At 59.4% G+C, this 24,788-nt stretch carries 24 protein-coding genes and 1 tRNA gene; 11 read left to right on the forward strand and 14 right to left on the reverse strand.

From position 1 onward, the window contains the following. Positions 1-72 precede the first annotated feature (72 nt). A complete protein-coding gene (locus ACP15V_RS01950; protein WP_424941999.1) occupies positions 73-456 on the reverse strand; it encodes a DUF2147 domain-containing protein in 384 nt (127 codons plus the stop codon). A 166-nt stretch (positions 457-622) separates the two neighbouring features. On the opposite strand from ACP15V_RS01950, the gene hisA reads away from it, so the two are divergent. The 4 genes from hisA to ACP15V_RS01970 are packed head-to-tail and all read left to right on the forward strand — an operon-like array spanning position 623 to position 2,962. Beyond that, the gene (gene hisA, locus ACP15V_RS01955; RefSeq protein ID WP_424942000.1) at positions 623-1,348 is read left to right on the forward strand and encodes a 1-(5-phosphoribosyl)-5-[(5-phosphoribosylamino)methylideneamino]imidazole-4-carboxamide isomerase; all 726 of its coding nucleotides are present in this window, start codon (positions 623-625) and stop codon (positions 1,346-1,348) included. 1 nt (position 1,349) lies between these two features. Continuing rightward, positions 1,350-1,826 carry a DUF2867 domain-containing protein gene (locus ACP15V_RS01960; protein ID WP_424942001.1) on the forward strand — a complete coding sequence of 159 codons (477 nt, stop codon included), beginning with the start codon at positions 1,350-1,352 and terminating at the stop codon, positions 1,824-1,826. Positions 1,827-1,856: 30 nt separating this feature from the next. Continuing rightward, positions 1,857-2,654 (forward strand): imidazole glycerol phosphate synthase subunit HisF, encoded by a 798-nt coding sequence (gene hisF / locus ACP15V_RS01965; protein ID WP_424942002.1) that lies wholly within the window; start codon positions 1,857-1,859, stop codon positions 2,652-2,654. Further along, entirely contained in the window at positions 2,654-2,962 is a 309-nt protein-coding gene (locus tag ACP15V_RS01970; RefSeq protein WP_424942003.1) for a phosphoribosyl-ATP diphosphatase, read from the forward strand. Before hisF ends, ACP15V_RS01970 begins: the two co-directional genes overlap by 1 nt. 64 nt (positions 2,963-3,026) lie before the next feature. On the opposite strand, the gene ACP15V_RS01975 is transcribed toward ACP15V_RS01970, so the two are convergent. The 3 genes from ACP15V_RS01975 to rlmB form a co-directional block, all read right to left on the reverse strand. Beyond that, positions 3,027-3,488, reverse strand: a complete 462-nt coding sequence (locus ACP15V_RS01975) for a CoA-binding protein (protein WP_424942004.1) — start codon at positions 3,486-3,488, stop codon at positions 3,027-3,029. 239 nt (positions 3,489-3,727) lie between these two features. Further along, entirely contained in the window at positions 3,728-4,201 is a 474-nt protein-coding gene (locus tag ACP15V_RS01980; protein WP_424942005.1) for a YHS domain-containing (seleno)protein, read from the reverse strand. A 108-nt stretch (positions 4,202-4,309) separates the two neighbouring features. Continuing rightward, a complete protein-coding gene (gene rlmB, locus ACP15V_RS01985) occupies positions 4,310-5,092 on the reverse strand; it encodes a 23S rRNA (guanosine(2251)-2'-O)-methyltransferase RlmB (protein ID WP_424942006.1) in 783 nt (260 codons plus the stop codon). 178 nt (positions 5,093-5,270) lie between these two features. On the opposite strand from rlmB, the gene ACP15V_RS01990 reads away from it, so the two are divergent. Beyond that, positions 5,271-5,354: transfer RNA gene (locus tag ACP15V_RS01990), tRNA-Tyr, on the forward strand. Positions 5,355-5,524: 170 nt separating this feature from the next. Here ACP15V_RS01990 and ACP15V_RS01995 read toward each other — a convergent pair. From ACP15V_RS01995 to napF, 8 genes are all read right to left on the reverse strand, one after another. Beyond that, positions 5,525-6,031 carry a DUF2478 domain-containing protein gene (locus tag ACP15V_RS01995; RefSeq protein ID WP_424942007.1) on the reverse strand — a complete coding sequence of 169 codons (507 nt, stop codon included), beginning with the start codon at positions 6,029-6,031 and terminating at the stop codon, positions 5,525-5,527. A gap of 157 nt (positions 6,032-6,188) precedes the next feature. Continuing rightward, positions 6,189-6,893 (reverse strand): NapC/NirT family cytochrome c, encoded by a 705-nt coding sequence (locus ACP15V_RS02000; protein WP_424942008.1) that lies wholly within the window; start codon positions 6,891-6,893, stop codon positions 6,189-6,191. A 32-nt stretch (positions 6,894-6,925) separates the two neighbouring features. Further along, positions 6,926-7,351 carry a nitrate reductase cytochrome c-type subunit gene (locus ACP15V_RS02005; protein ID WP_424942009.1) on the reverse strand — a complete coding sequence of 142 codons (426 nt, stop codon included), beginning with the start codon at positions 7,349-7,351 and terminating at the stop codon, positions 6,926-6,928. A 20-nt stretch (positions 7,352-7,371) separates the two neighbouring features. Beyond that, positions 7,372-8,295, reverse strand: coding sequence for a quinol dehydrogenase ferredoxin subunit NapH (gene napH, locus ACP15V_RS02010; protein WP_424942010.1), 924 nt, complete (start codon positions 8,293-8,295; stop codon positions 7,372-7,374). After that, positions 8,292-9,158: a ferredoxin-type protein NapG gene (gene napG / locus ACP15V_RS02015; protein WP_424942011.1), complete on the reverse strand. Its 867-nt coding sequence runs from the start codon at positions 9,156-9,158 to the stop codon at positions 8,292-8,294. The genes napH and napG overlap by 4 nt, the downstream gene beginning before the upstream one ends. A gap of 28 nt (positions 9,159-9,186) precedes the next feature. Beyond that, entirely contained in the window at positions 9,187-11,682 is a 2,496-nt protein-coding gene (gene napA, locus ACP15V_RS02020; protein ID WP_424942012.1) for a nitrate reductase catalytic subunit NapA, read from the reverse strand. A gap of 15 nt (positions 11,683-11,697) precedes the next feature. Then, complete coding sequence (locus tag ACP15V_RS02025) at positions 11,698-11,967, reverse strand: chaperone NapD (protein ID WP_173487556.1); 270 nt, start codon at positions 11,965-11,967, stop codon at positions 11,698-11,700. Beyond that, positions 11,961-12,479: a ferredoxin-type protein NapF gene (napF, locus tag ACP15V_RS02030; RefSeq protein WP_424942013.1), complete on the reverse strand. Its 519-nt coding sequence runs from the start codon at positions 12,477-12,479 to the stop codon at positions 11,961-11,963. The genes ACP15V_RS02025 and napF overlap by 7 nt, the downstream gene beginning before the upstream one ends. A 767-nt stretch (positions 12,480-13,246) precedes the next feature. On the opposite strand from napF, the gene ACP15V_RS02035 reads away from it, so the two are divergent. The 3 genes from ACP15V_RS02035 to ACP15V_RS02045 are packed head-to-tail and all read left to right on the forward strand — an operon-like array spanning position 13,247 to position 18,091. After that, on the forward strand, positions 13,247-15,181 hold the full coding sequence (locus ACP15V_RS02035; RefSeq protein WP_424942014.1) for a PrkA family serine protein kinase: 1,935 nt from the start codon (positions 13,247-13,249) through the stop codon (positions 15,179-15,181). A gap of 16 nt (positions 15,182-15,197) precedes the next feature. Continuing rightward, on the forward strand, positions 15,198-16,529 hold the full coding sequence (locus tag ACP15V_RS02040) for a YeaH/YhbH family protein (protein WP_424942015.1): 1,332 nt from the start codon (positions 15,198-15,200) through the stop codon (positions 16,527-16,529). After that, positions 16,526-18,091 (forward strand): SpoVR family protein, encoded by a 1,566-nt coding sequence (locus ACP15V_RS02045; RefSeq protein WP_424942016.1) that lies wholly within the window; start codon positions 16,526-16,528, stop codon positions 18,089-18,091. The genes ACP15V_RS02040 and ACP15V_RS02045 overlap by 4 nt, the downstream gene beginning before the upstream one ends. A 154-nt stretch (positions 18,092-18,245) precedes the next feature. Here ACP15V_RS02045 and ACP15V_RS02050 read toward each other — a convergent pair whose 3' ends face one another. Continuing rightward, the gene (locus ACP15V_RS02050; RefSeq protein WP_424942017.1) at positions 18,246-19,433 is read right to left on the reverse strand and encodes an anaerobic sulfatase maturase; all 1,188 of its coding nucleotides are present in this window, start codon (positions 19,431-19,433) and stop codon (positions 18,246-18,248) included. 240 nt (positions 19,434-19,673) lie between these two features. Between ACP15V_RS02050 and ACP15V_RS02055 the strand changes: the two genes are divergently transcribed. Then, positions 19,674-20,420: a class I SAM-dependent methyltransferase gene (locus tag ACP15V_RS02055; RefSeq protein WP_424942018.1), complete on the forward strand. Its 747-nt coding sequence runs from the start codon at positions 19,674-19,676 to the stop codon at positions 20,418-20,420. 135 nt (positions 20,421-20,555) lie between these two features. Here the strand turns inward: ACP15V_RS02055 and ACP15V_RS02060 are convergent, their stop codons facing one another. After that, entirely contained in the window at positions 20,556-21,014 is a 459-nt protein-coding gene (locus tag ACP15V_RS02060) for an Lrp/AsnC family transcriptional regulator (RefSeq protein WP_424942019.1), read from the reverse strand. 114 nt (positions 21,015-21,128) lie between these two features. Between ACP15V_RS02060 and ACP15V_RS02065 the strand changes: the two genes are divergently transcribed. After that, complete coding sequence (locus tag ACP15V_RS02065; RefSeq protein ID WP_424942020.1) at positions 21,129-22,343, forward strand: methionine gamma-lyase; 1,215 nt, start codon at positions 21,129-21,131, stop codon at positions 22,341-22,343. A 22-nt stretch (positions 22,344-22,365) separates the two neighbouring features. Next, positions 22,366-24,762, forward strand: coding sequence for a 1-deoxy-D-xylulose-5-phosphate synthase N-terminal domain-containing protein (locus tag ACP15V_RS02070; RefSeq protein ID WP_424942021.1), 2,397 nt, complete (start codon positions 22,366-22,368; stop codon positions 24,760-24,762). The last annotated feature ends 26 nt before the right edge of the window (positions 24,763-24,788 follow it).

Genomic DNA, 24,788 nt, shown 5'->3' on the forward strand with positions numbered 1-24,788 from the left:
TGCCCCGGCGCCCATTCGCGTGAGTGATGCCATGAGTGGTGGCTTTGGCGCGCCGCAAGCAGCGCTTTTCGGCTATTTCACGCGTGTCCAGGTTTGCTTCTTGCAGAACACAGCCACACAGCCCGACACCTTCAAGGTATTGCCGGACAACGACATTTTAGATTTGAATTTTTTCCCGGTTGACGGTTGCCAGATCGTGCCGTTCTTGTAAGATCCGCCGCCCTGCGGCTGCATGCCCCAAACCAGTTTCTTGCCGATATTGGGTGTGGAAATCTCGCCGCTGGCATCGAAGGCCTTGGCGATCACGCCGCAAATCTCGGACCCGCATTTTGACATGGCGATATGGGCATAATTGCCATCATCCACCTGGGTCTTCCATGTGCCCAACACCGGGTCGGCCAGCGCGGGCGCGGCCATGGCAAGGCTGACCGCTGCGGCCCCCAAAAACTTCTTCATCTGTCTCTCCCTGAACATGTTATATTCTTTTCCGGCCATCCTGCCGGGGGGAAATTCGTCTGGCAATATTGACGTGGCAGGAAGCCACGCTTGGCAAAGACCTGCTGACATGGCAAAAGGCGCTGAAATCCACCAATTGCTTCATGCAAAGACACAGGGAACCGCCATGATCCTCTATCCTGCCATCGACCTGAAAGACGGCCAATGCGTGCGCCTGTTGCGCGGCGAGATGGAGGCGGCGACCGTGTTCAACGACAACCCCGCCGCCCAGGCCAAGGCCTTTTCTGACGCGGGCTGCGACTGGATCCATCTGGTTGATCTGAATGGCGCTTTTGCCGGCGAGCCGGTGAACGCAGGCGCCGTGGAAAGCATTCTGGCCGCCATCGACGTCCCCGCCCAGCTGGGCGGCGGCATCCGCGACATGGCGACGATTTCCACCTGGATCGAAAAGGGGCTGAGCCGCGTGATCCTGGGCACGGTGGCGGTGGAAAACCCCGATCTGGTGCGCGACGCGGCGCGCGAATTCCCCGGCAAGGTCGCCGTAGGGATCGACGCGCGCAATGGTCGCGTGGCCACCAAGGGCTGGGCCGAGGAAACCAACGTGATGGTCACCGACCTTGCCAAATCCTTTGAAGACGCAGGTGTCGCCGCGATCATCTATACCGACATCAACCGCGACGGCGCGATGCAGGGCCCGAATATCGAGGCCACCGCCGACCTGGCCCGTGCCGTGTCGATCCCGGTGATTGCCTCGGGCGGGGTCAGCTCGATGGACGACCTGATTGCGCTGCGCGATTGCGGCGTCGCCCTGAACGGGGCCATTTCGGGCCGCGCGCTTTATGACGGGGCGATTGATCTGAAAAAGGCCTTAGAGGTCTTGAAAAGCGCATAATGTGAAACAGGTTCGCCTCACCCCCCTGCCCCGGACATCAAAGCTCTGGGAGAAATTCTCGAAGGGCGACTTCATCGACGGATACGCGGTGACCAGCCCCCTTTCCGCGCAAGAGGCGTTGCAAATTGGGCTGGCCCTGCCGTCATGGGCGATGACACTTTTGAAAATTCGCAACCGCATCCTGTCCCCCTTCGGGTTCAAGACACGGATTGACCAAGGCTATGTGGACAGCATCTTCCCCCTCGACTTCGAAGATGAGAACGAGGTGATCGTCGGCACGGATGACTGGCATCAGGATTTCCGGATCTCGGTCTATAAATCCCAAGGCACGATCCATATGTCGACCTGGGTGCACCGCCATAACCTGGCTGGCTATATCTACCTGGCTGTGGTCATGCCATTTCACATCCTGATCGTTCGCGATGCCATGCGGCGCATTGCGCGCACAACAATTGCACCTGCCGCGCAAGCGCAGTAGACACGAACCCGTCAAACAACCGAGGGCACCATGCTCAAGACCCGTATCATCCCCTGCCTCGACGTGGCCGAGGGCCGCACCGTAAAAGGCGTCAATTTCGTTGACCTCATTGACGCGGGCGACCCGGTGGAACAGGCGCGCGCCTATGATGCCGCCGGCGCGGACGAGCTTTGTTTTCTCGATATCAAGGCCACCCATGAAAACCGCGGCACCATGTATGACCTGGCCACCCGAACGGCAGAACAATGTTTTATGCCGCTGACCATTGGCGGCGGCGTGCGCAGCCCGGGGGATGTGCGGGATCTTCTTTTGGCGGGGGCCGATAAGGTCAGCTTCAACTCCGCCGCCGTGGCGGACCCGGATGTGGTGGCGCGCTCTGCCGATCGCTTCGGGTCGCAATGTATCGTCGTGGCGATCGACGCCAAAACCATCGGCCATGACGTAAATGGCGTGCCAAACAAATGGGGCATCTTCACCCATGGCGGGCGCAAATCGGCCCTGGACGCCGAGGGCAAGCCGATTGACGCGGTGGAATTTGCCCGGCTGATGGAAGCCAAGGGTGCGGGGGAAATCCTGCTCACCTCGATGGATCGTGATGGCACCAAGGCGGGGTTCAACCTGCCACTCACCCGTGCCGTGTCAGACGCGGTGCATGTGCCGGTGATCGCCTCGGGCGGCGTGGGCAATCTGGACCACCTCGTCGAGGGCGTGACCGAAGGCGGCGCAAGCGCCGTTCTGGCCGCGTCCATTTTTCACTTCGGCGAATACACGATCCGCGAAGCCAAGGAACACATGCAGGCGGCTGGCATTGAAATGAGGATCGACTGATGGACATTCTAAAACAGCTCGAAGCCACCATCGCAGCCCGCAAATCCGCCGACCCGGACAGCAGCTGGACCGCGCGCCTTCTGTCCAAGGGCCCGGAAAAATGCGCCGAGAAGTTTGGCGAAGAGGCGATCGAGGCGATCATCGCCGCCGCCAAGAACGACCGCGAGAACCTGACTTACGAGGCCGCGGATGTGCTGTATCACATGCTGGTCATGCTGGCCGCGCGCGACGTGGCGCTGGATGACGTGCTCAGTGAACTCGCGCGCCGCCAGGGGCTGTCAGGGATAGATGAGAAGGCCTCCCGCTAGGCCTCTCTCATTTTCTAATTCCAAATATCCCGGGGTGAGGCTGAAAGCCGAGGGGCAGCGCCCCTTACACGCTCACCTCGGAAAGCTCCGCCAGTGGCCGATCCCCAAACAGGCGCGGATATTCGATCTTCGGGCAGTGATCTTCGATCACCTCAATCCCCTTTGCCTCTGCTGCCTGACGCGCCCCGGCGTTGAAAATCTCCAACTGCATCCAGACCGTGCGCAGGCCCGGCAACGCCTCCAAAGCGTCATCCACAATCGGGCCGACCGCATCGGAGTTGCGGAAAAGGTCAATCATGTCGGTCTCTGGCGGCAGGTCCTTGACCGAGGCCACCACCACTTCCCCAAACATCTCCTGCCCGGCAAGCCCCGGATTGACGCCAATCACACGATAGCCCCTGGCGGCAAGGAACTCTGCCACACGGAAACTGGCACGGGTCGGTTTGTTGGACAGGCCAACAAGCCCGATCACGCGGGTGGTGGTCAGGATCTTGCGAAGGCGGGGGTCGATATCGGTCTGGGTCATGACATCAGACTTAAGGGCATGGGGATCATATTCAATACGCGAGATAAAAAGACGTCGCGTCGCTGGCGCAGAATAAAAAAAGCGCCCGTGGCGTTGGGCCCGGGCGCAGTTTCGGAACGAGGGACAGTGTAAACGACAGCGGGGTTCCGTCCCGCTCGTCTGGTAAACAGATATGTGCGTTTTGGGTGGGTTAAAGGCCTGCACACGCAGCTGTGAAGCCGCGTGTGCGGATCTGATTTTCAGGCGTTCAGAATGCCCGGCCAGTTGGCATTGCCCTTGGCGATGTTCCCCGGCACGTCCTGAAGCCACAGGTCGCGCGCGCGCAGGCTGAAGTTCAGGTAAAGCTTGTCATCAAAGACCGTCCAGGCCTCGGGCACGGTGGGGGCAATATAGCCCTTGCTGGCCGCATAGGCGCAGTAGCCACCAAATTGCGGCGCATATTTTTCGGGGTTCGCGATGAACATGTCACGGGTTTCCGCAGAGGAAAACAGAACCTTCGCCCCCATGTAATCCGTGGAAAATTCATCACGCCCCGGGGTTGGTGCGCCTTTGGTGAAATAGGCCACCGGGTCATGGCCATCCCAGGCGATGCCCGCTTCGTTATAGACCGGTGCATTGGCGGCAAAGGCCGGGCGGATCAGGGCGGCGCTGGCCAGAGGGGTTGCAATAAGCCCGGTCAGCAGGCTCCGGCGTGAGAGTGTGGTATCAGACATGAGGGGGTCTCCTTTCCCCTCGTAATCTGCCCTGCCCCGGCCAGGATTTCACCCCGCCTCACCTGAATGTCAGGCGGAGTTGATCACTTCGTCAACCGGCGAACCGGATCAGCGCGTCGACCGTGTCGCGTAGAGGGCCACGGCCGCGGCGTTGGAGACATTGAGCGAGCCAAACGCGCGCGCAAAGGGGATTTTCACCAGCTGATCGCAGGTCGCCTTGGTCTTGTCGCGCAACCCCGGCCCCTCGGCCCCCAGCACCAGCGCCACCGGGCGGTCCGGAAAATTGCCCAGCGCGGTTTCAATCGTGTCGTCCGCTTCGCCATCCAGACCCAGCACCACGTAGCCCATGGATTTCAGCTCTTCCATCGCCTCGGCCAGATTGCGAATGCGCACATAGGGCTGACGTTCCAGCGCGCCGGACGCGGTTTTCGCCAGCGCGCCGGTTTCCGGGGCCGATCCGCGTGCGGTGCCGACCACGGCATTGGCACCAAACACTTCGGCCGAGCGCAGGATCGCGCCCACATTATGCGGGTCGGTCACCCGGTCGAGCAGCACCATGATCGGCAGCCCATCGCCCGCATCCACCGCGCGATCAGCAAGCGAGCCCCATTTCAAGGGCTTCACTTCCAACGCCGCGCCCTGGTGCACCGATTGCGGATCGAGCACGTTTGGAAACTTGCGCGGGTCAACCATTTCCGGCGTCATGCCACTGTCGCCAATCGCATCCGCCAGCTTGTCAGACGCGTTTTTCGTCACGATGAGTCGCAGCTTTTCCCGCTTCGGGTTCAAAAGCGCATCGCGCACCGCGTGCAGGCCAAACAGCCAGACGGTTTCCGCCGCCGCTGCCTTTTTCGCCCGTTCCTTTTCCACCGCCCATTTGGGTTTTTTCATCGCTTCATCTGCCTTTGCGCCGCGTCAGGGCGCCTTTATTGCCCCGTAAAATAAAGAGACCCGGACAATGCGGTGAAGCGCGCCGAGAGACAAGCGAATTTCCGTGCTTTTTCGGCTTGACCCCCGCGATGTGGCGGTTTAATCAGCCCCCATTCCAGCGCTCAGGCGCAAAGGAAGTGGGCGACAGGCCGCAAGGTGTGGCAGGGGACTGTAACTCCCTCGCGGAGACGCACGCTTGGTTCGATTCCAAGGTCGCCCACCACTTCCCCCCCCCCGGCATCTTGTAAAATCGGAAACCCGTGTCTTTGCGTGCGGCTGTGGCCGGCTGGTCGATGAGCGCATTTTGCGCCGATCAAAGGGCAAATGCCTCTCTTCGTCTCCCTTCGCCCCTCTTCGCGCTGAAACCAGAGGTCAGATGCCCGGGCTGAGCGATCAGGGGATCAGCACGCTGTTGATCCAGGTCCGGATGGCGGCTGGCGTTGCCGGGAGCTCTTCGGCCACCTCTCCACAAAACGCTTCAAACGCATCGCGGTTGAGTTTGTTGACGCCCACCAGCACCGGGATGTCTTTCGCCAACGCCGTGGCAATGGCATCCCGAAAGCCCCGCCCCTCGGCCTCGTGCTTGCCGAACTTGTTGATCAACAGCAAATCCGCGCCCTGTTCCAAAGCGGCTTCGGTATCGGCCACCGCCCCTTCCAGCGCATCCGTGTCCAGGCGACATCCGCGCGCGCCCGCACCGCGGTCTTCGGAAATGCGGATCAGTGGCCCGTCGGGCAACACCTTGACATCCATGTCGCATTTGCGGTCTTCGCCGCGATCTGTGTCAATCTGAACGGTGCCGATCACGCGGATCTTGCGGGCCATCAAGGTCTCGGCGATGTCGGCCAGAAGCACGTTGGTTTCTCCGCGCCCCGGCGCGATGGTGAAGGCGAGTTTCATGGGGGTCTCCTGTGCGCGTTTCGAGAATGATCTACGATGGAGCCAAAGAAAAGACATTGAGTAAAGTCAAACCCGGTGGGGTTTCTTTCGGGCAGACCAAAAAAAGGGCCAGGCGATGCCCGGCCCCTTTTGCTGCTCGTCTCTGCGTGGCCCCGCCTCAGTTGCCCGAGGTCAGGTAGCCCTCGATTTCGCCTTTGGCATCCGCCACCTCGCGCCCGCTGGGCAGCGGCAGTTCGCCTGCGGCGGCCATCTGATCCACCACCTCTTCATAGCGTTCCTGCCAGCCTTCGGGCAGCTCATGCGCGATGCCCTGGTGACAGTCGATGCAGGTTTTGCCGTCGTCCAGCGCAACCTGGTGGTTGTCGGCGGCCCGGTTTTCCTGAACCGTGAAATCCATGAAGTCAAAGTTGTGACAGTTGCGGCATTCGCGCGAGTCGGTGGCCTTCATCCGGCGCCATTCATTCGCGGCCAGATCAATCCGGTGATCCTCGAATTTTTCGCGGGTCCAGATCGACTTGGTGATGAAGTGGCCATAGAGCTCTTTTGTGGCCTTGATCTTGCGCACGATCTTTGGCCCCCAATCTTTCGGCACGTGGCAATCCGGGCAGGTGGCCCGCACGCCAGAGCGGTTCGATTGGTGGATCGTGCCCTGATATTCGGCATAGGCGTTGTCTTCCATCTCGTGGCACGAGATGCAGAACTCTTCCTTGTTGGTCATCTCAAGGGCCCAGTGGAACCCACCCCAGAACACCACCCCGGCCACAAAGCCGGAAACAAGCAGCGCCCCCAGAGAGATTGCGCCTGTTGGTGTCCAGAACCAGTTCCAGGTACGGCGGATGAAGCCGGGATTTTTGTCAGACATTTCCTTTATCCTTTCCCTTCCTCATCGCCACCTCAGTTCGAGGCCTCGAAGGTGTTGTCGACCAGTGCGGGGGCATCGACCTGCGGCACGTGGCATTGGTTGCAGAACCAGCGGGTTCCGGCCACGGTGTCCAGCTGGTTGCCGTCGCGGTCCTGATAGTGGGTCATCGACAGGGTCGGCGCGTTGCGCTCGCCTGCGTTGGTCCAGTCATGGCAGGACAGACAGCGGTTCGCCTTCAGGTCGATCTGATATTTCTCGATCGAATGCGGAATAAGCGGCGGTTGCTGACGATAGTTGCGGGTGAACCGCTCCTTGTCCTGGTGATAGACATGTTCCAGCGCAACAGGCTCGTCCACAGCGGCGCCCCGCAGGGTTTCAACGCTGGCGTTTTGCGCCCAGACGGCGCTGGCCAGAAGCGTCGGGACGACGATGGCGCTGATCAAAAAGTGCTTTCTCATTGGGCTACTCCCGTGTTTTGTCAGGCCGCGCGACTGGCCTCGGGTTGACGTTTGGTATTCCGGCGGACCGCGCGGGCGGGCGCGGGGGTTTCATCGAACCGGGTGGTGAATTTGAAGACATCCGGTGCGCAGACGTCGATGCAACGTCCGCAATTGGTGCAGTCGGATGACAGGATGATCGGGGTGTCCGTGTCCGCGCCGCGCAGCGCGGGGGTGATCACGTGCATTTCGGGGCAGACGGCAAAGCAGTCCATACAGTCGTCACAGTCCGCGCGCCCCACGGCGCTGACCCGCAGGACAGACCCTTTGCCAAGCAGGCCGTAGAAGGCCCCCACCGGGCATAGGTGCCCACACCAGCCACGCCGCGACACGACGAGGTCAAAGATGAAGACAGCAAGAACAAAGGTCCAGGCAAAGCCCATGCCAAAGATCAGGCCACGGTGCAGCATCGAGATCGGGTTCACGAACTCCCACGCGATGGTGCCGGTGAGCGCAGACACGGCGATGACCATGCCCAGCACCCAATAGCGGGTGTTGCGCTTGGGCTGCCAGCCTTTGGCAAAGCCCAGCTTATCGTGCAGCCAATGCGCCCCATCGGTCACAGGGTTGATCGGGCAGACCCAGCTGCAATAGACGCGCCCACCAATGAGGGCATAAACCACGGCAACAATGACCGCGCCAATGATGGCGGTCAGCTCGGGCCAGTGCAGCGCGACAAGGCCCTGCAGCAGGACAAAGGGGTCGGTCAGGGGCAGAATGTCAAAGGTCAGTGACCCGGCCAGATTGCCCTTGACCCACCAGATGCCGAACCATGGCCCCAGCAGGAAAAGCCCCAGGAAAAACGCCTGGCTGATGCGGCGCAGGATCAGGAACCGATGGGCGTTCCACCAGCCCTTCTCAAGGATGGCTTCGCGCCCAACCGGGAGTGCGGTCTTATCGCTCATTGCCCTGCCCCCCCTGTTCCGGGAAGCGAGAAGGACGGGGTAAAGCCGCCCTCCATATTCGGGTCCGGCATGCCTTCGGGCAGATATCCACCGGGGGCGACAAGGTTGTCGGTGCCCGGTCCCGGCAGGCGGTCCGGCAGGTCGATCAGGTCATCCACCAGCGGGTTGTTCTCTTCCCAGCCCAGGCGATAGTGATCGGCAGCATCGGCGGTGGCCATGCGGATCGGCAGCACCTTGATGGCGGCCTCCCCGGGCAGCACACAGGATTTCTCGCATTTGCCACAGCCGGTGCAGTGATCGGAATGCACAATCGGCATGAAGATCGCGTGGTGGCCGGAGCGTTCATTGTGGCGCCGTTCCAGCGTGATCGCCTCGTCAATCACCGGGCAGACACGATAGCACACGTCGCACCGCAGGCCGAGCGCATTCAGGCACCGTTCTTCGTCAATCAGCACCGCAAGGCCCATGCGGGCGTCATCAATATTGGTCAGGTCATGATCCAGTGCACCGGTGGGACAGGCCACAACACAGGGAATGTCATCACACATCTCGCACGGGATGTTGCGGGCGGTGAAAAACGGCGTACCGGTGGCCGCGCCATCAAGGCCCAGCTCGGCAAGTTCCAGCGTGTCATAGGGGCAATCGCGCACGCAAAGCCCACAACGAATGCACGCGGCCAGAAAATCTTCTTCCGGCAACGCCCCGGGGGGGCGAATGGCCTGGGCGGGCAGCGCACGTGCATCGGTGGCAAGCTTTGAAATACCCATGCCCGCCACCGCGCACGCCCCTGCCGCCCGGGCCGCATCCTGCAGGAAGCGGCGCCGGTTTGGCGATTTGGGGTTGCGGTTTTGTGCGGCGGACATGGGTTTGGTTTCCGAATGTAGGGGTCAGTTAAGCGCGTTCGACTTTACAGGCGCATTTCTTGAAGTCGGTTTCTTTCGAAATCGGGCAAGTTGCGTCCAGGGTCAGCTTGTTGATCAGCTGGCCTTCATCAAACCACGGCACAAAGACCGAGCCTTTCGGCGGCTTGTTCCGGCCACGGGTTTCGACGCGCGAGGTCATTTCGCCGCGTTTCGACGAGATCACGATCTCTTGTCCGCGCCGCAGACCCCGTTCCTTGGCGTCTTCCGGGTGCATGAACACCACGGCGTGCGGGAACGAGCGGTGCAGTTCGGGCACGCGGCGGGTCATCGATCCGGAATGCCAGTGTTCCAGCACACGGCCAGTGATCAGCCACAGGTCGAACTCTTCGTTTGGCACTTCTGCCGGGGCCTCATAGGGGGCGAAGATGATGTTCGCCTTGCCATCGGGCTTGCCGTAGAACTCCACGCCAGCGCCTTCTTTTACGTAGGGGTCATAGCCTTCGCGGAAGCGGTAGAGCGTTTCTTTGCCGTCCACCACCGGCCAGCGCAGACCACGGGCCTGGTGATAGGTGTCAAACTCGGCCAGATCGTGGGCCTTGCCGCGTCCGAAATCGGCATATTCTTCGAACAGGCCTTTCTGGACGTAGAAGCCGAAGTCTTTCGATTCCTGGTTGCCAAACCCTTCGGCCGTTTCCGAGACCGGGTATTTGTTGACCTTGCCGTTTTCATAGAGGATCTCATACAGGGTCTTGCCACGATATTCCGGCATCTGCGACAGAAGCTCTTCCGGCCAAACCTCTTCGGCCTTGAAGCGTTTTGAGAATTCCATCACCTGCCAAACGTCTGAGCGGGCCTCGCCCGGGGCATCCACCTGTTGACGCCAGAATTGGGTGCGGCGTTCGGCGTTACCATAGGCGCCTTCCTTTTCCACCCACATCGCGGTCGGCAAGATCAGGTCAGCGGCCAGCGCGGTAACGGTCGGATACGGGTCGGATACGGTGATGAAGTTTTCCGGGTTGCGATAGCCCGGCAGCCCTTCTTCGTTCATGTTCGGGGCCGCTTGCAGGTTGTTCGTGCACTGCACCCAGTGGCAGTTCAGATCACCATCTTTCAGCTTGCGGTGCTGCAGCACGGCGTGGAAGCCCGGTTTGGCGGGAATGGTGCCTTTCGGCAGTTTCCATTTCTCTTCAGCCAGATCGCGGTGCTTTTCGTTCATCACCACCATGTCGGCGGGTAGACGGTGGGCAAAGGTGCCCACTTCGCGTGCGGTGCCACAGGCCGACGGCTGGCCGGTCAGCGAGAAGGGCGAATTGCCCGGCTCGGCGATTTTGCCCACCAGCAGGTGCACGTTGTACATGAGCGAGTTCACCCAGGAGCCGCGGGTGTGCTGGTTGAACCCCATGGTCCAAAGCGACATCACCTTGCGGTTCGGGTCGGCATATTGCTTGGCCAGTGCTTCCAGCTTGGCAGCAGGCACACCGGACAGTTTCGACGTGTATTCAAGGGTATAGGGGGCAACCGCCTCTTTATACTCTTCAAAGGTCATGTCCGACAGTTTGCCGTGTTTGCCTTCGTGGGCCGGGTTTTCCGCGGCCTGTTCCAACTCGTGAGTCGGGCGCAGACCGTAACCGATATCGGTGGCGGTGCGTTTGAAATGGGTGTGTTTTTCAACAAAGTCCCAGTTCACCGCATCATTCTGGATGATGTAGTTGGCGATGTAGTTCAGGATCGCCAGGTCGGTTTGCGGTTCAAACACCATGCCATTGTCGGCCAGTTCGAACGAGCGGTGCTCAAACGTCGACAGAACATGCACTTCGCTGCCCGGTTTGGTCAGGCGGGTATCGGTCAGACGCGACCACAGGATCGGGTGCATCTCGGCCATGTTGGAGCCCCAGAGCACGAAGGTGTCGGCGTGTTCCAGGTCGTCATAGCAGCCCATCGGTTCATCGATGCCGAAGGTGCGCATAAAGGCGGCCACGGCCGAGGCCATGCAGTGACGCGCGTTCGGGTCGATGTTGTTTGAGCGCAGGCCGGCTTTCATGAACTTGGCGGCGGCGTAACCTTCCCAGACGGTCCATTGGCCGGATCCGAACATGGACACCGCGGTCGGGCCTTTCTTGGCCATCGCGTCTTTCCATTTCTCGGCCATCACGTCAAAGGCTTCGTCCCAGCTGACCGGTTCAAACTCGCCTTCTTTATCGAAAACGCCGTTTGATTTGCGCAGAAGCGGGGTGGTCAGGCGGTCTTTGCCGTACATGATCTTGGACAGGAAATAGCCCTTGATGCAGTTCAGGCCGCGGTTCACCGGGGCTTCCGGGTCACCTTGGGTGGCAACAACTTTGCCGTCTTTCACACCCACCAGAACGGAACAGCCCGTGCCGCAGAAGCGGCAGGCGGCTTTGTCCCAACGGATGTCGGGTTTGCGCACCTGGGCGGCGGCCGTGGTCGGCAGGGTGATACCGGCGGCGGACGCGGTTGCGGCGGCAGCGCTGGCTTTCAGGAATGTGCGGCGGGACGTGGTCATGATCGGTCTCCCGTTTCAGTGTTTGGTCGGCGAAGAACCCTCGACGTCCTCGTCGAGCTCTTCGAAGTGATGATAGGTGAGTGTGACGGTGATCACGCCCGGGATCTGATGCATCTCCATGATCTGGTCTGATGCGCGCATCTCGGACGTGTCTTCGACGGTCACAACAATGCGTCCGTCTTCGTGGGCATGAACTTCGCCGCCCTCTGTGGCATCAATGGCCGCCATGACCTCTTGGGTCTTGTCGGGCATCGTGTGCACCAGGCAGCCGCAGATATTCAGCATGGGCGGGCCTCCGTTTCGGTAACAGGTGTATCGGTTGGGATATGCGTGAATGCGATGGCACCGACCGGGCATGGGGCCACGCAGCCCCCGCAGCCCGTGCAGGCGTCGGTGTCAAAAATCGGCTGGGCGGATCCACCCAGTTGCAGTTGAAAGCGAATGGCGCCTTCGTCGCAATGATCCTGGCAGGCGCGACACTGCACCCCGTTCAGCGACAGGCAGTTTGCGGCTGCGCTGGCACGCCAGGGGAAAGGACGCTCCGCGATCAGCGCCCCGGCTTCGCAGGCGGTGACGCAGTCGTTGCAGAAGGTGCAGGCACCATTTGAGACATCCAGGATCGGCAGACCCTTGTCATCGCGCCGGATGATCCCTTCGGGACAGGCCCGCGCGCAATCGCCGCATTGGGTGCAGTCCTCATGAAACGCCATTTCACCAGCGGCTCCGGGGGGGCGCTGGCGGGGGATCTCGTTGATCCTGCCTCTCAGAAAGGCACGGCGGGAAGGGGTTGCATTCAAAGATTCGGCTCGCTGTGATTTGGCTTGCTTTGTAAGGCTTATCCTGCGCTTGGGTGCGACCCTTTGACTTAAGTCAATACTTGTATGGGACGTGAAAAAATGTATCAGAATGCAAATAAATCCAATTTCTTGAATGTGTTAGGCGCAATTCTGTAACGCCCTGTAATCACGTTATTTTCACGACACCGATTTGCCACATATTGTCGCACCGGGCTTGGGAGGGGGGTGTTAAATATTTTTTTCACTCTGCCCAGTTCCGGTGCGGTTTTGCGAAAAAGGAGGGGTGTTTTCGGAATACAACTGCATGCCGCAATCCTACGCCGGGTGGCGCAGGCCCCCAGATTCGTTTCTGTATTTGCGAAACGATCACGCAGGCGCTTCGCCCCAACCGGATGTCCAGATGGCGGGGCATGACGCGCCATGAAACGGCTGGGCCAGCCCCCCTGCCCGCGCCACATTCACGCGGTTGTGTTAGGGTCCGATTGGACATTCTCCTCACAACACCCCACGTTATGGTTAACGAAGACCTACAAAAATAAATGGAAATTTAACGGTTTTTACAGTACTCTAATCCTATGCGGATCCCGTGCGCAAAAGTGCTGAGCCAGACCGGGGTAGTCATGGCTCAATCCGTATTCGAACCGAGCGTGATTGCAGGACAAAGTGTTCAGCGAAGGCTGCCCTTCCGCTTTGGATGGCACGCGCCAATATTTCGGAATTCTAAAATCAGGGGGTGAGAAGGGAGCCTAATTACAGGAGGTTATCGCATGGACGAAATCATCGAGCTGTTCACGGCAAGCCATTCCGAAGCCCGTGACAATGAAATGCCTTTAAGCACATATCTTGAAAGCTGCCGGGACGACCCGGGCATGTATGCAGGTGTTGCGGAACGCATGTTGGCCGCCATTGGCCCTGAAGAATTGGTGGAAACATCCAAGGATCCCCGCCTTGGCCTGATCTTTCAAAACCGCACCCTGAAACGCTACCCCGCCTTTGACGAATTTTACGGCATGGAAGACACGATCGAACGGATCGTCGGCTATTTCCGCTATGCCGCCCAAGGGTTGGAAGAGCGCAAACAGATCCTCTATTTGCTGGGCCCCGTTGGCGGGGGCAAATCCTCGCTGGCGGAACGGCTGAAACGGCTTTTGGAAGAAGAACCCATTTATGTGCTCAAGGCCGGCGATCAGATCAGCCCGATTTTCGAAAGCCCGCTGGGCCTGTTTGACCCGACCCGCATGGGTGAGATGATGTTTGATCGCTATGGCATCGCGCGTCACCGCCTGCCCGGCTTGATGAGCCCCTGGGCCGTGAAGCGATTGGATGAATTTGGTGGCGACATCAGCAAGTTCACTGTCATCCGCATGATCCCATCACGCCTGCGCCAGGTGGGGATCGCCAAGGTGGAACCGGGGGACGAGAACAATCAGGACATTTCCACATTGGTCGGCAAAGTCGACATTCGCCAGCTGGAACATTTCAGCCAGAACGACCCGGATGCCTACAGCTTCTCGGGCGGCTTGAACCGCACCACGCAGGGCATGATGGAATTCGTCGAGATGTTCAAAGCACCGATCAAGATGCTGCACCCGTTGCTGACCGCGACACAGGAAGGCAACTATATGGGGACTGAAAGCTTTGGTGCGATCCCCTATCAGGGCAGCATTCTGGCGCATTCCAACGAAAGCGAATGGCAGCAGTTCAAGAACAACAAGAACAACGAAGCCTTCATCGACCGCGTGTCGATTGTGAAAGTGCCTTACTGTTTGCGCGTCACGGAAGAGGCGCAGATTTACCAGAAGCTGTTGGAGAACAGCGAGCTGAAGGATGCCTCCTGCGCGCCAGAAACGCTCAAGATCCTCGCGCGCTTCTCGGTCCTGACCCGGTTGGCACCACATGAGAACTCCAACCTTTATTCCAAGATGCGGGTCTATGATGGCGAAACCCTGAAAGACACCGATCCCAAGGCCAAGACCGTGCAGGAATATCAGGACGTGGCGGGTGTGGATGAGGGCATGACCGGGATCTCCACCCGCTTTGCCTTTAAGGTGCTGTCATCTGTGTTCAACTATGACACGGAAGAGGTCGCGGCCGATCCGGTGCATCTGATGTACCTGCTTGAGCAGCTGATCAAACGCGAACAGTTCCCGCCGGAAACCGAGGCGACCTATCTGGAGTTTATCAAGACCGAACTGGCGCCCCGGTACGGAGAGTTCATCGGCAATGAGATTCAGAAAGCCTATCTGGAAAGCTATTCCGAATACGGCCAGAACGTGTTTGACCGCTATATCGCCTATGCGGACGCGTGGATCGAGGAGCAGGATTACAAGGATCCCGACACCGGGCAGCTGTATGACCGCGAGATCCTGAACGCAGAGCTGACCAAGATCGAAAAACCCGTGGGCATTTCCAACCCGAAGGATTTCCGCAACGAGGTGGTCAAATTCTCGCTGCGCCACCGCGCCAATACCGGCAAGAACCCGGCATGGAATTCCTATGAAAAGCTGCGGGACGTGATCGAGAAACACATGTTCAGCCAGGTCGAGGAACTGCTGCCGGTGATCAGTTTCGGATCAAAAAAAGACAGCGACACCGAAAGCAAACATCTGGAATTTGTCGATCGGATGAAGGGCCACGGCTATACCAGCCGACAGGTGCGCCGACTGGTCGAATGGTACATGCGGGTGAACAAGGCGGGATAACCCGGAGGGCGAGCAGATGCATCATTTCATCGACCGACGCCAGAACCCCAAGGGGAAAAGCCTCGGCAATCGACAGCGTTTCCTGCGCCGGGTGCGCGGCCATGTGAAAGACATGGTCGACAAATCGGTGCGGGATCGTTCGATCCGCGACCATAGCGCCAAAGGGCTGGAAGGGGGCGAAAAAGTCACCATTCCGGCCAAGGGGATCAAGGAACCGAGGATGATCCTGTCGGGCAACACTGGCATGCGGCGCAAAGTCTTTCCCGGCAACAAAGATTTTGTGGTCGGCGACAGTTTCAAACGCCCCGAAGGGGGTGGTGGTCAGGGCGGGCGCAAAGCGTCTGAGGAAGGAGAAGGGCAGGACGAGTTTTCCTTCACCCTGACCAAAGATGAGTATCTCGAACTGTTGTTTGACGGGTTGGAACTGCCGGATCTGACCAAGAAAAACATTGTCGAGACGGAAACCGTGGGGCGACGGCGCGCGGGGCTGACCACCTCGGGCACGCCCGCAAATCTGAACCTTGTGCGCACCATGCGCAACTCGCTGGGACGGCGGTTGGCGCTGGGGCGGCCGTCGCTGGCCTCATTGGAAAAACTGGCCGCAGAGATCAAAGCGCTGGAAGAGGTTGATCCGCGCAGCGCGGAGGAAGAACGTCTTCTGGCAGAGCTGCGCCAGAAATACGAAGGGCTGGAGCGCAGACGCAAGATCGTCGGATACATCGACCCGCTGGACCTGCGCTTTGACACCCATATTCCCGAAGTGGTGCGCAACTCCAAGGCGGTGGTTTTTTGCCTGATGGATGTGTCGGGATCGATGCAGGAACGCGAAAAGGATCTGGCGAAACGGTTCTTCATCCTGCTGCATCTCTTCCTTGAACGACGCTACAAACGCACCGATATCGTCTTTGTCCGCCACACCCATCTGGCGCAGGAAGTGGATGAGGAAACCTTTTTCTACGCCCGCGAAAGCGGTGGCACGATCGTCAGCACCGCGTTGGAAAAGATGCATGAGATCATCATAGATCGCTATCCAACGGATGAGTGGAACATCTACGGCGCGCAGGCCTCGGACGGGGATAATTTCGGGTCGGACAGCGGCAAATGCCAAATGCTTCTAAACGAAAAGATCCTGCCGCTCTGCCAGTATTACGCCTATGTGGAAATTGCCCATCCCAGCGAGGAAGGCGGAATGCCATCCGACGAAAACGGCGCGGATCTGTGGCAGATTTACCGGCAGGTGCAGGGCGACTGGCCCAATTTTCAAATGCGCCGTGTGTCTGAAGCCGCACAGATTTACCCGGTCTTCCGGGGGCTGTTTTCAACCGACAAGAAAGGCGAAACGGCATGATCAGTGACACCGCCGCCAAACCGCTGTTTGAGGGCCCTGATTGGAATTTCGAACTCTTGGGCAAAGTGCATGACGCGATCCAGGAGATTGCGCTGGAGGAGCTGGGGCTCGATATCTATCCCAACCAGATCGAGATCATTTCATCTGAGCAGATGCTCGATGCTTATTCCTGTGCGGGCATGCCGCTGATGTATCAGCACTGGTCCTTCGGCAAACATTTCGTGCGCGACGAGACCTATTATCGCAAGGGGTTGACGGGGCTGGCCTATGAGATCGTGATCAATTCCAACCCCTGCATCAGCTATAATATGGAAGAAAACTCCATGGCCATGCAGACGCTGGTCATGGCGCACGCCGCCTTTGGGCACAATCATTTCTTCAAGAACAACTATCTGTTTCGTGATTGGACCGACGCCAGCGGCATTCACGACTATCTGGCCTTTGCCAAGAACTTTATTGCCAAATGCGAAGAACGCTATGGGGTGGATGAGGTGGAACGGATCCTCGATGCCGCCCACGCACTGCGCGAACAAGGCGTCTTTCGCTACGGCCGCCCGCCCCGCCCCACCAAGCAGGAAATGGAGGCGATGCAGCAGCGGCGCGATGAACATGCCAGCCAGCAAAGCGTCTTGGACCTCTGGACCGACAGCACCATGGGGGCAGAAGTCGACAAGGAGGATTTCGCCCGCGTTGAGCAGAAGCTGCGTCAGGGGGATTTGAACCTGCCGCAGGAAAACCTGCTCTATTTCTTTGAAAAAACCAGCCCCGGCCTGAAGCCATGGCAACGCGAAGTGGTGCGGATTGTGCGCTTCCTGGCGCAATATCTATACCCGCAGAAACAAACCAAGGTGATGAATGTGGGCTGCGCCACCTTCGTGCATTACTACATCGTGAACCGGCTTTATGAGAAGGGCCTGATCACCCAAGGCGCGTTGATGGAAATCCTGCATTCCCACACCAGCGTGATCATGCAGCCCGAATTTGACGACCCACGCTTTTCCGGTCTCAACCCCTATGCGCTGGGGTTTGCGATGATGGAGGATATTCGCCGGATCTGCGAGGATCCCACAGACGAGGACCGCGACTGGTTCCCCGATTTCGCCGGCAACCCGGATTGGAAAGCGGTGCTGCGCGGGGCCTGGGCGAATTACCGCGACGAAAGCTTTATCCTGCAATTCCTCTCGCCGCATCTGATCCGCAAATTCAAGCTGTTTGTTATCACCGACGACATGAAACACCCGGAACTGGTGGTCAGCCATATCCACAATTCCCAAGGTTATCGCGAGATCCGCCAGATCCTCGCCCGGTCCTATGACAGCGCCTATATCGACCCGGACATTCAGGTGGTGGATGTGGATCTGAAAGGGGATCGCGAGCTGAAACTGCGTCACCGGGTGTTGGACGGTATCTTGCTGGATGAGGCCGCCTGCCAAGAGGTTCTGAAACATGTGAAAGTTCTGTGGGGTTATGACGTGAGCCTGACGGGCGAAAGCGATGACGGAACGGTGGATTTCAACCTTTCCACCAGGACACAAAAAGGTGCCTCCGCGCCAATGAACTAGGGACGATTGGTAAACGCCTGAGTCCCCTATTGCTTCCAAAACATATCTAAAGCACTCCCACGTGACGTTGAAACCGCGTGATGTGGCAACGCCGCGCATCACGTCAGGGGGGCGTTCCAGTCGCCGCTGTGATCAAACGATACCCGGACGTGCGTTACCTTTGCGCGCCGGCAACGATCTGGCCCAGCCCTCTCAGGCGCGCGCCTGCGTGTCGAAAGAACATCGTATAGCTTTCGCAGAAGTAATTATGCCCCGGATCTCCGGATTTTGAGGTGGCAAACCGGTGTTTGGGACAGCCCCCATGACAGGCAAAGCGATAATCGCAAGCCCGGCACTGTTCGGTCAGAGCGTCCGTCTTGTCGCGGCCAAACTGCGCCTGACGGTCGCTCCAGATCATGTCGCGCATCGGGGTGTCGGTGATCCGGCCCAGACGGTATTCCGGATAAACGTAATGGTCGCAGCTATAAAGACTGCCATCATGTTCCAGTGCCAGCGCGTTGCCGCAGGTTTCCGCAAAGACGCAAAGCGAAGACGCCTGCCCCATCCACACCCCGACCTGCGTATCAAAGAACTGGACAAAGACGCGGCCCAGATCATTGCGAAACCATTGGTCAAACACCTCACAAAGAAACTTGCCATAGACGCGGGGGGACACGCTCCATTTGCTGACGGAGTTGCCCGGATCGCGGTCGACCTGCGGTGCCCCCGCCAGGCCGCCTGCCCCCACCCGTTCGACAATCGGAATGAACTGGATGTGGTTAAACCCAAGACCTTTCAGGAACTTGTAAACCTCTTTGCCCTTGCCCCCATTGGCACGATGCACGGTGCAAAGCGCATTGTGGTCCACCTTGTGCCGCTGCAGCACCTCCAGCCCGCGCATCACCGCATCAAAGGTCGGGCGGCCTGCCCGGTCTACACGATAATGGTCATGGATCTTTTTCGGTCCATCGACACTCAGCCCCACCAGAAACCCGTGATCATGCAGGAACCGCCCCCAGTCCTCATCCAGCAAGATGCCATTGGTTTGAAAGGCATTGGTGGCAGTGAGGTGCGCGGGCAGGTGTTTGGCCTGAAGTGCTACGATTTTGCGGAAGTAGTCGACCCCCAACATGGTCGGCTCACCACCTTGCCAGGCAAACTGCACTTCGGGCAAGCCTGCGTCCACCGCACAGTCCACGGTTTGCCGGATATAGCTCTCCAACACGTCATCGGACATGCGAAACTTCTTTTCATCGGGAAAGAGTTTTTCCTTTTCAAGGTAATAGCAATATTTGCAATCAATATTGCAGCGCGGCCCGATTGGCTTTGTCATGATATTAAAGGGCGTGATCGGGGCGGACATTCAGCGATTCCTGTCGGGCTGCAGATCCAACCTGAATGCACTGAATTGCACGGAGAATGCAAATTCCGAGACGGCTTTCCCATAATCCGAAGCCAGGGTTCAAAACACAGTACCAACGACGGTTTGTGAAATGGTCGCCAAGCCAAACCTTGAAGCCTGAAGACAAAGCTGGCAGTCTCGCATTCATTGAAATGCACTTGGCAGCATTGACCAAAAAACAACAGGCGCAAGATACGAAACATGAGCGATCAAGCAGAACAAACCAAAGAGAGTTCCGAACTCCCAGACCATCCGGCTGAGGTCGTGGAATTGTTCCCCGCCAGGGAATTGGATGCCCTGGCGATGGAGGCGGGAACGGACAAAAGCTCTAAACGCCATGATTACATGCGGTTCTACGAACACCTTCTGACGCCCTATCGCGACAAAGAGTTCACGATGCTGGAGCTTGGGGTCGGCATTCCCAGCCGCAAGGCGCCGTCACTGCGCACCTGGAAAGCGTTTTTTCCAAAGGCCCGGATTGTCGGGGTGGATATTCGAAAAGTCTCTAAAAACTTCGAAGAAGACCGTATCCATGTGGAAATCGGCGATGCGTCGCGGCCCCGTTTCCTGCGTCGGGTCTTCAAAACCTATCAGCCATCGGTCATCCTGGATGACGCGTCGCATTTTTGGTCGCATCAGATCATCGGATTCCAGACCATGTTTCCAATGCTGCCACCCGGTGGCGTTTATATTATCGAAGATGTGCATACCAGTTTCCGCACTGACGAAAAAAGTTCCCAATATGCAGATCATGAGGAATCATTCTGGAGCTATTTCAACCGCTTACAATCCGCCATGGTGTGCGCCCAACGCCATGGCCCCGCACTGACAACCGAGGAATCGCGCCTGGTCAGCTGGATCGATGTCATTCTGGTGTCGCGCAAAACGGTTGCCGTGGTGAAGCGACAAAAAATGAGACACCGAGAGTTCACCCGGTCAGACAGCTAAAGTCAGACAGCTAAGGAAGGGGGCGGGTCCGTCGCCGCCTTCAAGAGATATCAATGTCGTGGGCGTCTCGGGATAACGACGTGCCGCAAGACTAGCCCGGCACGCATTCAACGGATATAGCCCCCACAAAACTGGTCACGCGATGGCCGGAAACACGTTTGTTTTCTTCACGGTGCCGTACACAAAGCTGGTGTCGATTGAGGCAATCCCACCGATGCGATGAATGCGGTTGCGGATAAAATCCTCATACGCGTCGAGGTCTGACACCACCACGCGCAACTGATAATCGGACGCCCCGGTCAGGACGTGGCATTCCAGCACCTCGTCGATGGACATCACGCGCTGTTCGAACCGCTTCACGTCTTCTTCATTATGGCGCTCCAGCCGAACCCGCACAAACACCGTGATCGGCAGCCCATAGGCCTTGGCATCCACCTCGGCGCTATAGCCCTGAATGGCGCCGCTCTCCTCCAACAGGCGCAGACGGCGCAGACAGGGGGATGGCGACAGGTTGACCCGTTCGGCCAGGTCCTGGTTGGTCATCCGCCCGTTGGCTTGCAGCGCACGGATGATCTGGCGATCTTTACGGTCCAAATCGGGTCTCCTTGGCAGTATCTGCCAATTTCATAGCCTTTAATGGCAGACTTCGCAACAAAATGCCGTGATACCGCGCGCAAACTGTTTGCACCACGGAACAATGAGGTCGCCATGAACACCAAATCCGGCTTTGCCACCCGCGCCATCCACCACGCCTATGATCCGCAACAGAACGAGGGCGCGCTGACCCCGCCGCTTCACCTGACCTCGACCTTCGCATTTGAAAGCGCCGAAGCGGGGGGCGAGATGTTTGCCGGCGAGCGTGAAGGCCATATCTACAGCCGCATCTCGAACCCGACCTGCGATCTCTTGGAACGCCGCATCGCGACGCTGGAAGGGGCCGAAGCCGCCCTCGCGCTGTCGTCGGGCATGGGCGCGATCACCGCCGCACTTTGGACGGTTCTGTCGCCGGGCGACGAGCTGATTGTCGATGAAACCTTGTATGGCTGCACCTTCGCCTTCATGCGTCACGGGCTGGCGAAATGGGGCGTGACCATCACCCATGTCGACATGACCGAACCGGAAAACATCCGCGCCGCGATCAGCGACAAGACCCGGGTTGTCTATTTCGAAACCCCCGCCAACCCGAACATGCGGCTGGTGGACATTGCCGCCGTGTCCGAGATTGCCCATGCGGCCGGGGCCATCGTGATTGTCGACAACACCTATGCCACGCCCTACCTGACCCGGCCGATCGAACTGGGTGCGGATCTGGTGGTGCATTCGGCCACAAAATACCTGGGCGGCCATGGCGATGTGGTGGCCGGACTGGTCGCGGGCACGGCTGAAATGGTCACGGACATTCGGCTGGTCGGCATGAAAGACATGACCGGCGCGGTCATGGCGCCCTTCAACGCCATGCTGATCCTGCGCGGGTTGAAAACCCTTGCGCTGCGGTTGGACCGCCACTGCGCCTCGGCGGACATCGTGGCCAATTGGCTAGAGGCACACCCGGCGGTTGGTGCGGTGCATTTCCCCGGCCTTCCGTCTTTCCCGCAACACGATCTGGCCCGCCGCCAGATGGACAAACCCGGCGCGATGATCGCCTTTGAACTGGTTGGTGACCGCGATGGCGGCATGGCGGCCGGGATTGCCCTGATGAACCGGTTGACCATGATCCAGCGCGCCGTATCGCTGGGGGATGCGGAAAGCCTGATCCAGCACCCGGCTTCAATGACCCATTCCACCTACACCCCCGAAGAACGCGCCGCCCATGGGATCAGCGACGGGTTGATCCGCCTGTCGGTCGGGTTGGAAGAGGTCGAGGACATCCTGGCCGATCTGGACCAGGCCCTGCCCCGCCAAGCCCGCCACGCCGCAGAATAATCCCACGAAGGAGCGCGAGATCATGACCCCGGACATGCACCATCTGAAGACCATCGAACAGCGCCTGTTGTGGCTGTCGCATTGGATGATCCACCACGCAAACCACATCCGCCCCAAGGTGGATGGGATCAAGGTCGGCGGCCATCAGGCCAGCTCCGCCTCGATGGTGTCGATCATGACGGCGCTTTACTTCTCGACCCTGAAACCCGAGGACCGGGTGGCGGTCAAACCCCATGCCTCGCCGGTGTTTCACGCGATGCAATACCTGATGGGCAACCAAACCCGCGAAAAGATGGAAAACTTCCGCGGGTTTGGCGGGGTGCAAAGCTACCCCAGCCGCACCAAGGATATCGACGACGTGGATTTCTCGACCGGGTCGGTGGGGCTGGGCGTGGCGATCACATCCTTTGCGTCGATCATTCAGGATTACATCACCGCGAAATCCTGGGGCAAGGACGCCCCGATGGGCCGCATGGTGGCGCTGGTGGGGGATGCCGAACTGGATGAGGGCAACATTTACGAGGCGCTGCAGGAGGGTTGGAAAAACGACCTGCGCAACACCTGGTGGATCATCGACTATAACCGCCAATCGCTGGATGGGATCGTGCGCGAGGGGTTGTTTGAACGGATCGAGAAGATCTTTGACGCCTTTGGCTGGGACGTGGTGCGCATCAAACATGGGGTGTTGCAACGCGCGGCCTTTGACGAGCCGGGCGGGGAGAAGCTGCGCGACTGGATCGACAGCTGCCCGAACCAGGACTATTCGGCCCTGACCTTCATGGGCGGCGCGGTCTGGCGCAAGCGGCTGATGGAGGAGCTGGGCGATCAGGGTGACGTGACCGCGCTGATTGATCGGCGCAGCGACGAAGAACTGGCTGCGCTGATGGAAAACCTCGGCGGCAACTGCGTTGAGACCATGGCGCAGACCTTTGATGCCATCACCCACGACCGCCCCACCTGTTTCCTTGCCTATACGATCAAGGGCTGGGGCACGCCCATTGCGGGCCACAAGGACAATCACGGCGGGTTGATGAACAGCACGCAGTTTGAGGCCTGGCAGACCCATATGGGCGTGGCCAAGGGGGCAGAATGGGAGCCATTGGCCACCGTCGACGACCCTGCGGCCCTGCGCGATTTCCTGTCCAACGTGCCGTTCTTTGCCGATGGCCCGCGCCGCTTTGCCGATGACAGGCTGGCCGTGCCGTCAATCGCCATCGACACCTCGCGCGAGATTTCGACCCAGATGGCCTTTGGCAAGATCCTCGATGACCTGTCGAAAGGCGACAGCGATCTGGCCGCGCGCATCGTGACCACCTCGCCCGATGTGACCGGGACCACCAATCTTGGCCCCTGGGTGAACCGGCGCAAGTTGTTTGCCCGCACCGCGCAGGCCGATGCCTTTATCGAAAACCGCATCCCTTCCACCGCGAAATGGGAATTCACCCCCGAGGGCCAGCATATCGAGTTGGGCATTGCGGAAATGAACCTGATGCTGCTTTTGGGCGCGGCGGGCCTGTCGCATTCGCTCTTTGGCAAACGGCTCATTCCCATCGGCACGGTCTATGATCCGTTTGTGGCCCGGGGCCTCGATGCGCTCAATTACGCCTGCTACCAGGACGCGCGCTTCATCTTGATGGGCACCCCATCCGGCGTCACGCTGGCCCCCGAAGGCGGCGCACACCAGTCGGTTGGATCCCCCTTGATCGGCATGTCACAAGACGGACTGGCCAGCTTTGAACCGGCGTTCGCGGACGAACTGGCGGTGATCATGAGTTGGGCCTTTGATTATGTGCAGCGCGATGGCGAAGGGGACCCGGATGAGCGCACCTGGCTGCGCGATGAAACCGGCGGCTCCGTCTATCTGCGCCTGACCACGAACCCGATTGAACAGCCCGGCAAACGACATGACGAGGCGTTCCGTCAGGGGGCCATCGACGGCGCCTATTGGCTGCGTAAACCGGGGCCGAATTGCGAGGTGGTGATCGCCTATCAGGGCGCCGTCGCGCCCGAGGCGATCAAGGCCGCGGGCAGGATTGGGGAAACCCGCCGCGATATCGGCGTGCTGGCCGTGACCTCTGCCGACCGGCTGAACGCGGGCTGGACGGCGGCGCAACGCGCGCGCTCGCGTGGAAACCGCGCGGCGCAATCGCATATCGAGGCCCTGATGGGCGCGCTGCCCCCGCATTGCAAGATCGTCACCGTGATCGACGGCCACCCGGCGACCTTGTCGTGGCTGGGCAGCGTGGCGGGGCACAAGACGATCCCGATGGGGGTCGAGCATTTCGGCCAGACCGGCACCATCGGCGATCTTTACCGCCATCACGGCATGGATGCCGAGGCGATTGTCGAGAAGGTGAACGGGCTGACGGACGGGAAATATGTGGGCATTGGCAGACCACAGGCAATGACCTTCAACTGATCCACCCAGGATACCGACATTGCTGA

The organism is Aliiroseovarius crassostreae (genome assembly GCF_049803815.1).
GTDB classification, from domain to species: Bacteria; Pseudomonadota; Alphaproteobacteria; order Rhodobacterales; family Rhodobacteraceae; genus Aliiroseovarius; species Aliiroseovarius crassostreae_A.

Bases quoted from the DNA above. Each gene is read 5' to 3' on its own strand.
- ACP15V_RS01950 (WP_424941999.1), bottom strand. From the start codon at position 456: ATGAAGAAGTTTTTGGGGGCCGCAGCGGTCAGCCTTGCCATGGCCGCG.
- hisA (WP_424942000.1), top strand. From the start codon at position 623: ATGATCCTCTATCCTGCCATCGACCTGAAAGACGGCCAATGCGTGCGC.
- hisF (WP_424942002.1), top strand. From the start codon at position 1,857: ATGCTCAAGACCCGTATCATCCCCTGCCTCGACGTGGCCGAGGGCCGC.
- ACP15V_RS01970 (WP_424942003.1), top strand. From the start codon at position 2,654: ATGGACATTCTAAAACAGCTCGAAGCCACCATCGCAGCCCGCAAATCC.
- ACP15V_RS01975 (WP_424942004.1), bottom strand. From the start codon at position 3,488: ATGACCCAGACCGATATCGACCCCCGCCTTCGCAAGATCCTGACCACC.
- ACP15V_RS01980 (WP_424942005.1), bottom strand. From the start codon at position 4,201: ATGTCTGATACCACACTCTCACGCCGGAGCCTGCTGACCGGGCTTATT.
- rlmB (WP_424942006.1), bottom strand. From the start codon at position 5,092: ATGAAAAAACCCAAATGGGCGGTGGAAAAGGAACGGGCGAAAAAGGCA.
- ACP15V_RS01995 (WP_424942007.1), bottom strand. From the start codon at position 6,031: ATGAAACTCGCCTTCACCATCGCGCCGGGGCGCGGAGAAACCAACGTG.
- ACP15V_RS02000 (WP_424942008.1), bottom strand. From the start codon at position 6,893: ATGTCTGACAAAAATCCCGGCTTCATCCGCCGTACCTGGAACTGGTTC.
- ACP15V_RS02005 (WP_424942009.1), bottom strand. From the start codon at position 7,351: ATGAGAAAGCACTTTTTGATCAGCGCCATCGTCGTCCCGACGCTTCTG.
- napH (WP_424942010.1), bottom strand. From the start codon at position 8,295: ATGAGCGATAAGACCGCACTCCCGGTTGGGCGCGAAGCCATCCTTGAG.
- napG (WP_424942011.1), bottom strand. From the start codon at position 9,158: ATGTCCGCCGCACAAAACCGCAACCCCAAATCGCCAAACCGGCGCCGC.
- napA (WP_424942012.1), bottom strand. From the start codon at position 11,682: ATGACCACGTCCCGCCGCACATTCCTGAAAGCCAGCGCTGCCGCCGCA.
- ACP15V_RS02025 (WP_173487556.1), bottom strand. From the start codon at position 11,967: ATGCTGAATATCTGCGGCTGCCTGGTGCACACGATGCCCGACAAGACC.
- ACP15V_RS02035 (WP_424942014.1), top strand. From the start codon at position 13,247: ATGGACGAAATCATCGAGCTGTTCACGGCAAGCCATTCCGAAGCCCGT.
- ACP15V_RS02040 (WP_424942015.1), top strand. From the start codon at position 15,198: ATGCATCATTTCATCGACCGACGCCAGAACCCCAAGGGGAAAAGCCTC.
- ACP15V_RS02045 (WP_424942016.1), top strand. From the start codon at position 16,526: ATGATCAGTGACACCGCCGCCAAACCGCTGTTTGAGGGCCCTGATTGG.
- ACP15V_RS02050 (WP_424942017.1), bottom strand. From the start codon at position 19,433: ATGTCCGCCCCGATCACGCCCTTTAATATCATGACAAAGCCAATCGGG.
- ACP15V_RS02055 (WP_424942018.1), top strand. From the start codon at position 19,674: ATGAGCGATCAAGCAGAACAAACCAAAGAGAGTTCCGAACTCCCAGAC.
- ACP15V_RS02065 (WP_424942020.1), top strand. From the start codon at position 21,129: ATGAACACCAAATCCGGCTTTGCCACCCGCGCCATCCACCACGCCTAT.
- ACP15V_RS02070 (WP_424942021.1), top strand. From the start codon at position 22,366: ATGACCCCGGACATGCACCATCTGAAGACCATCGAACAGCGCCTGTTG.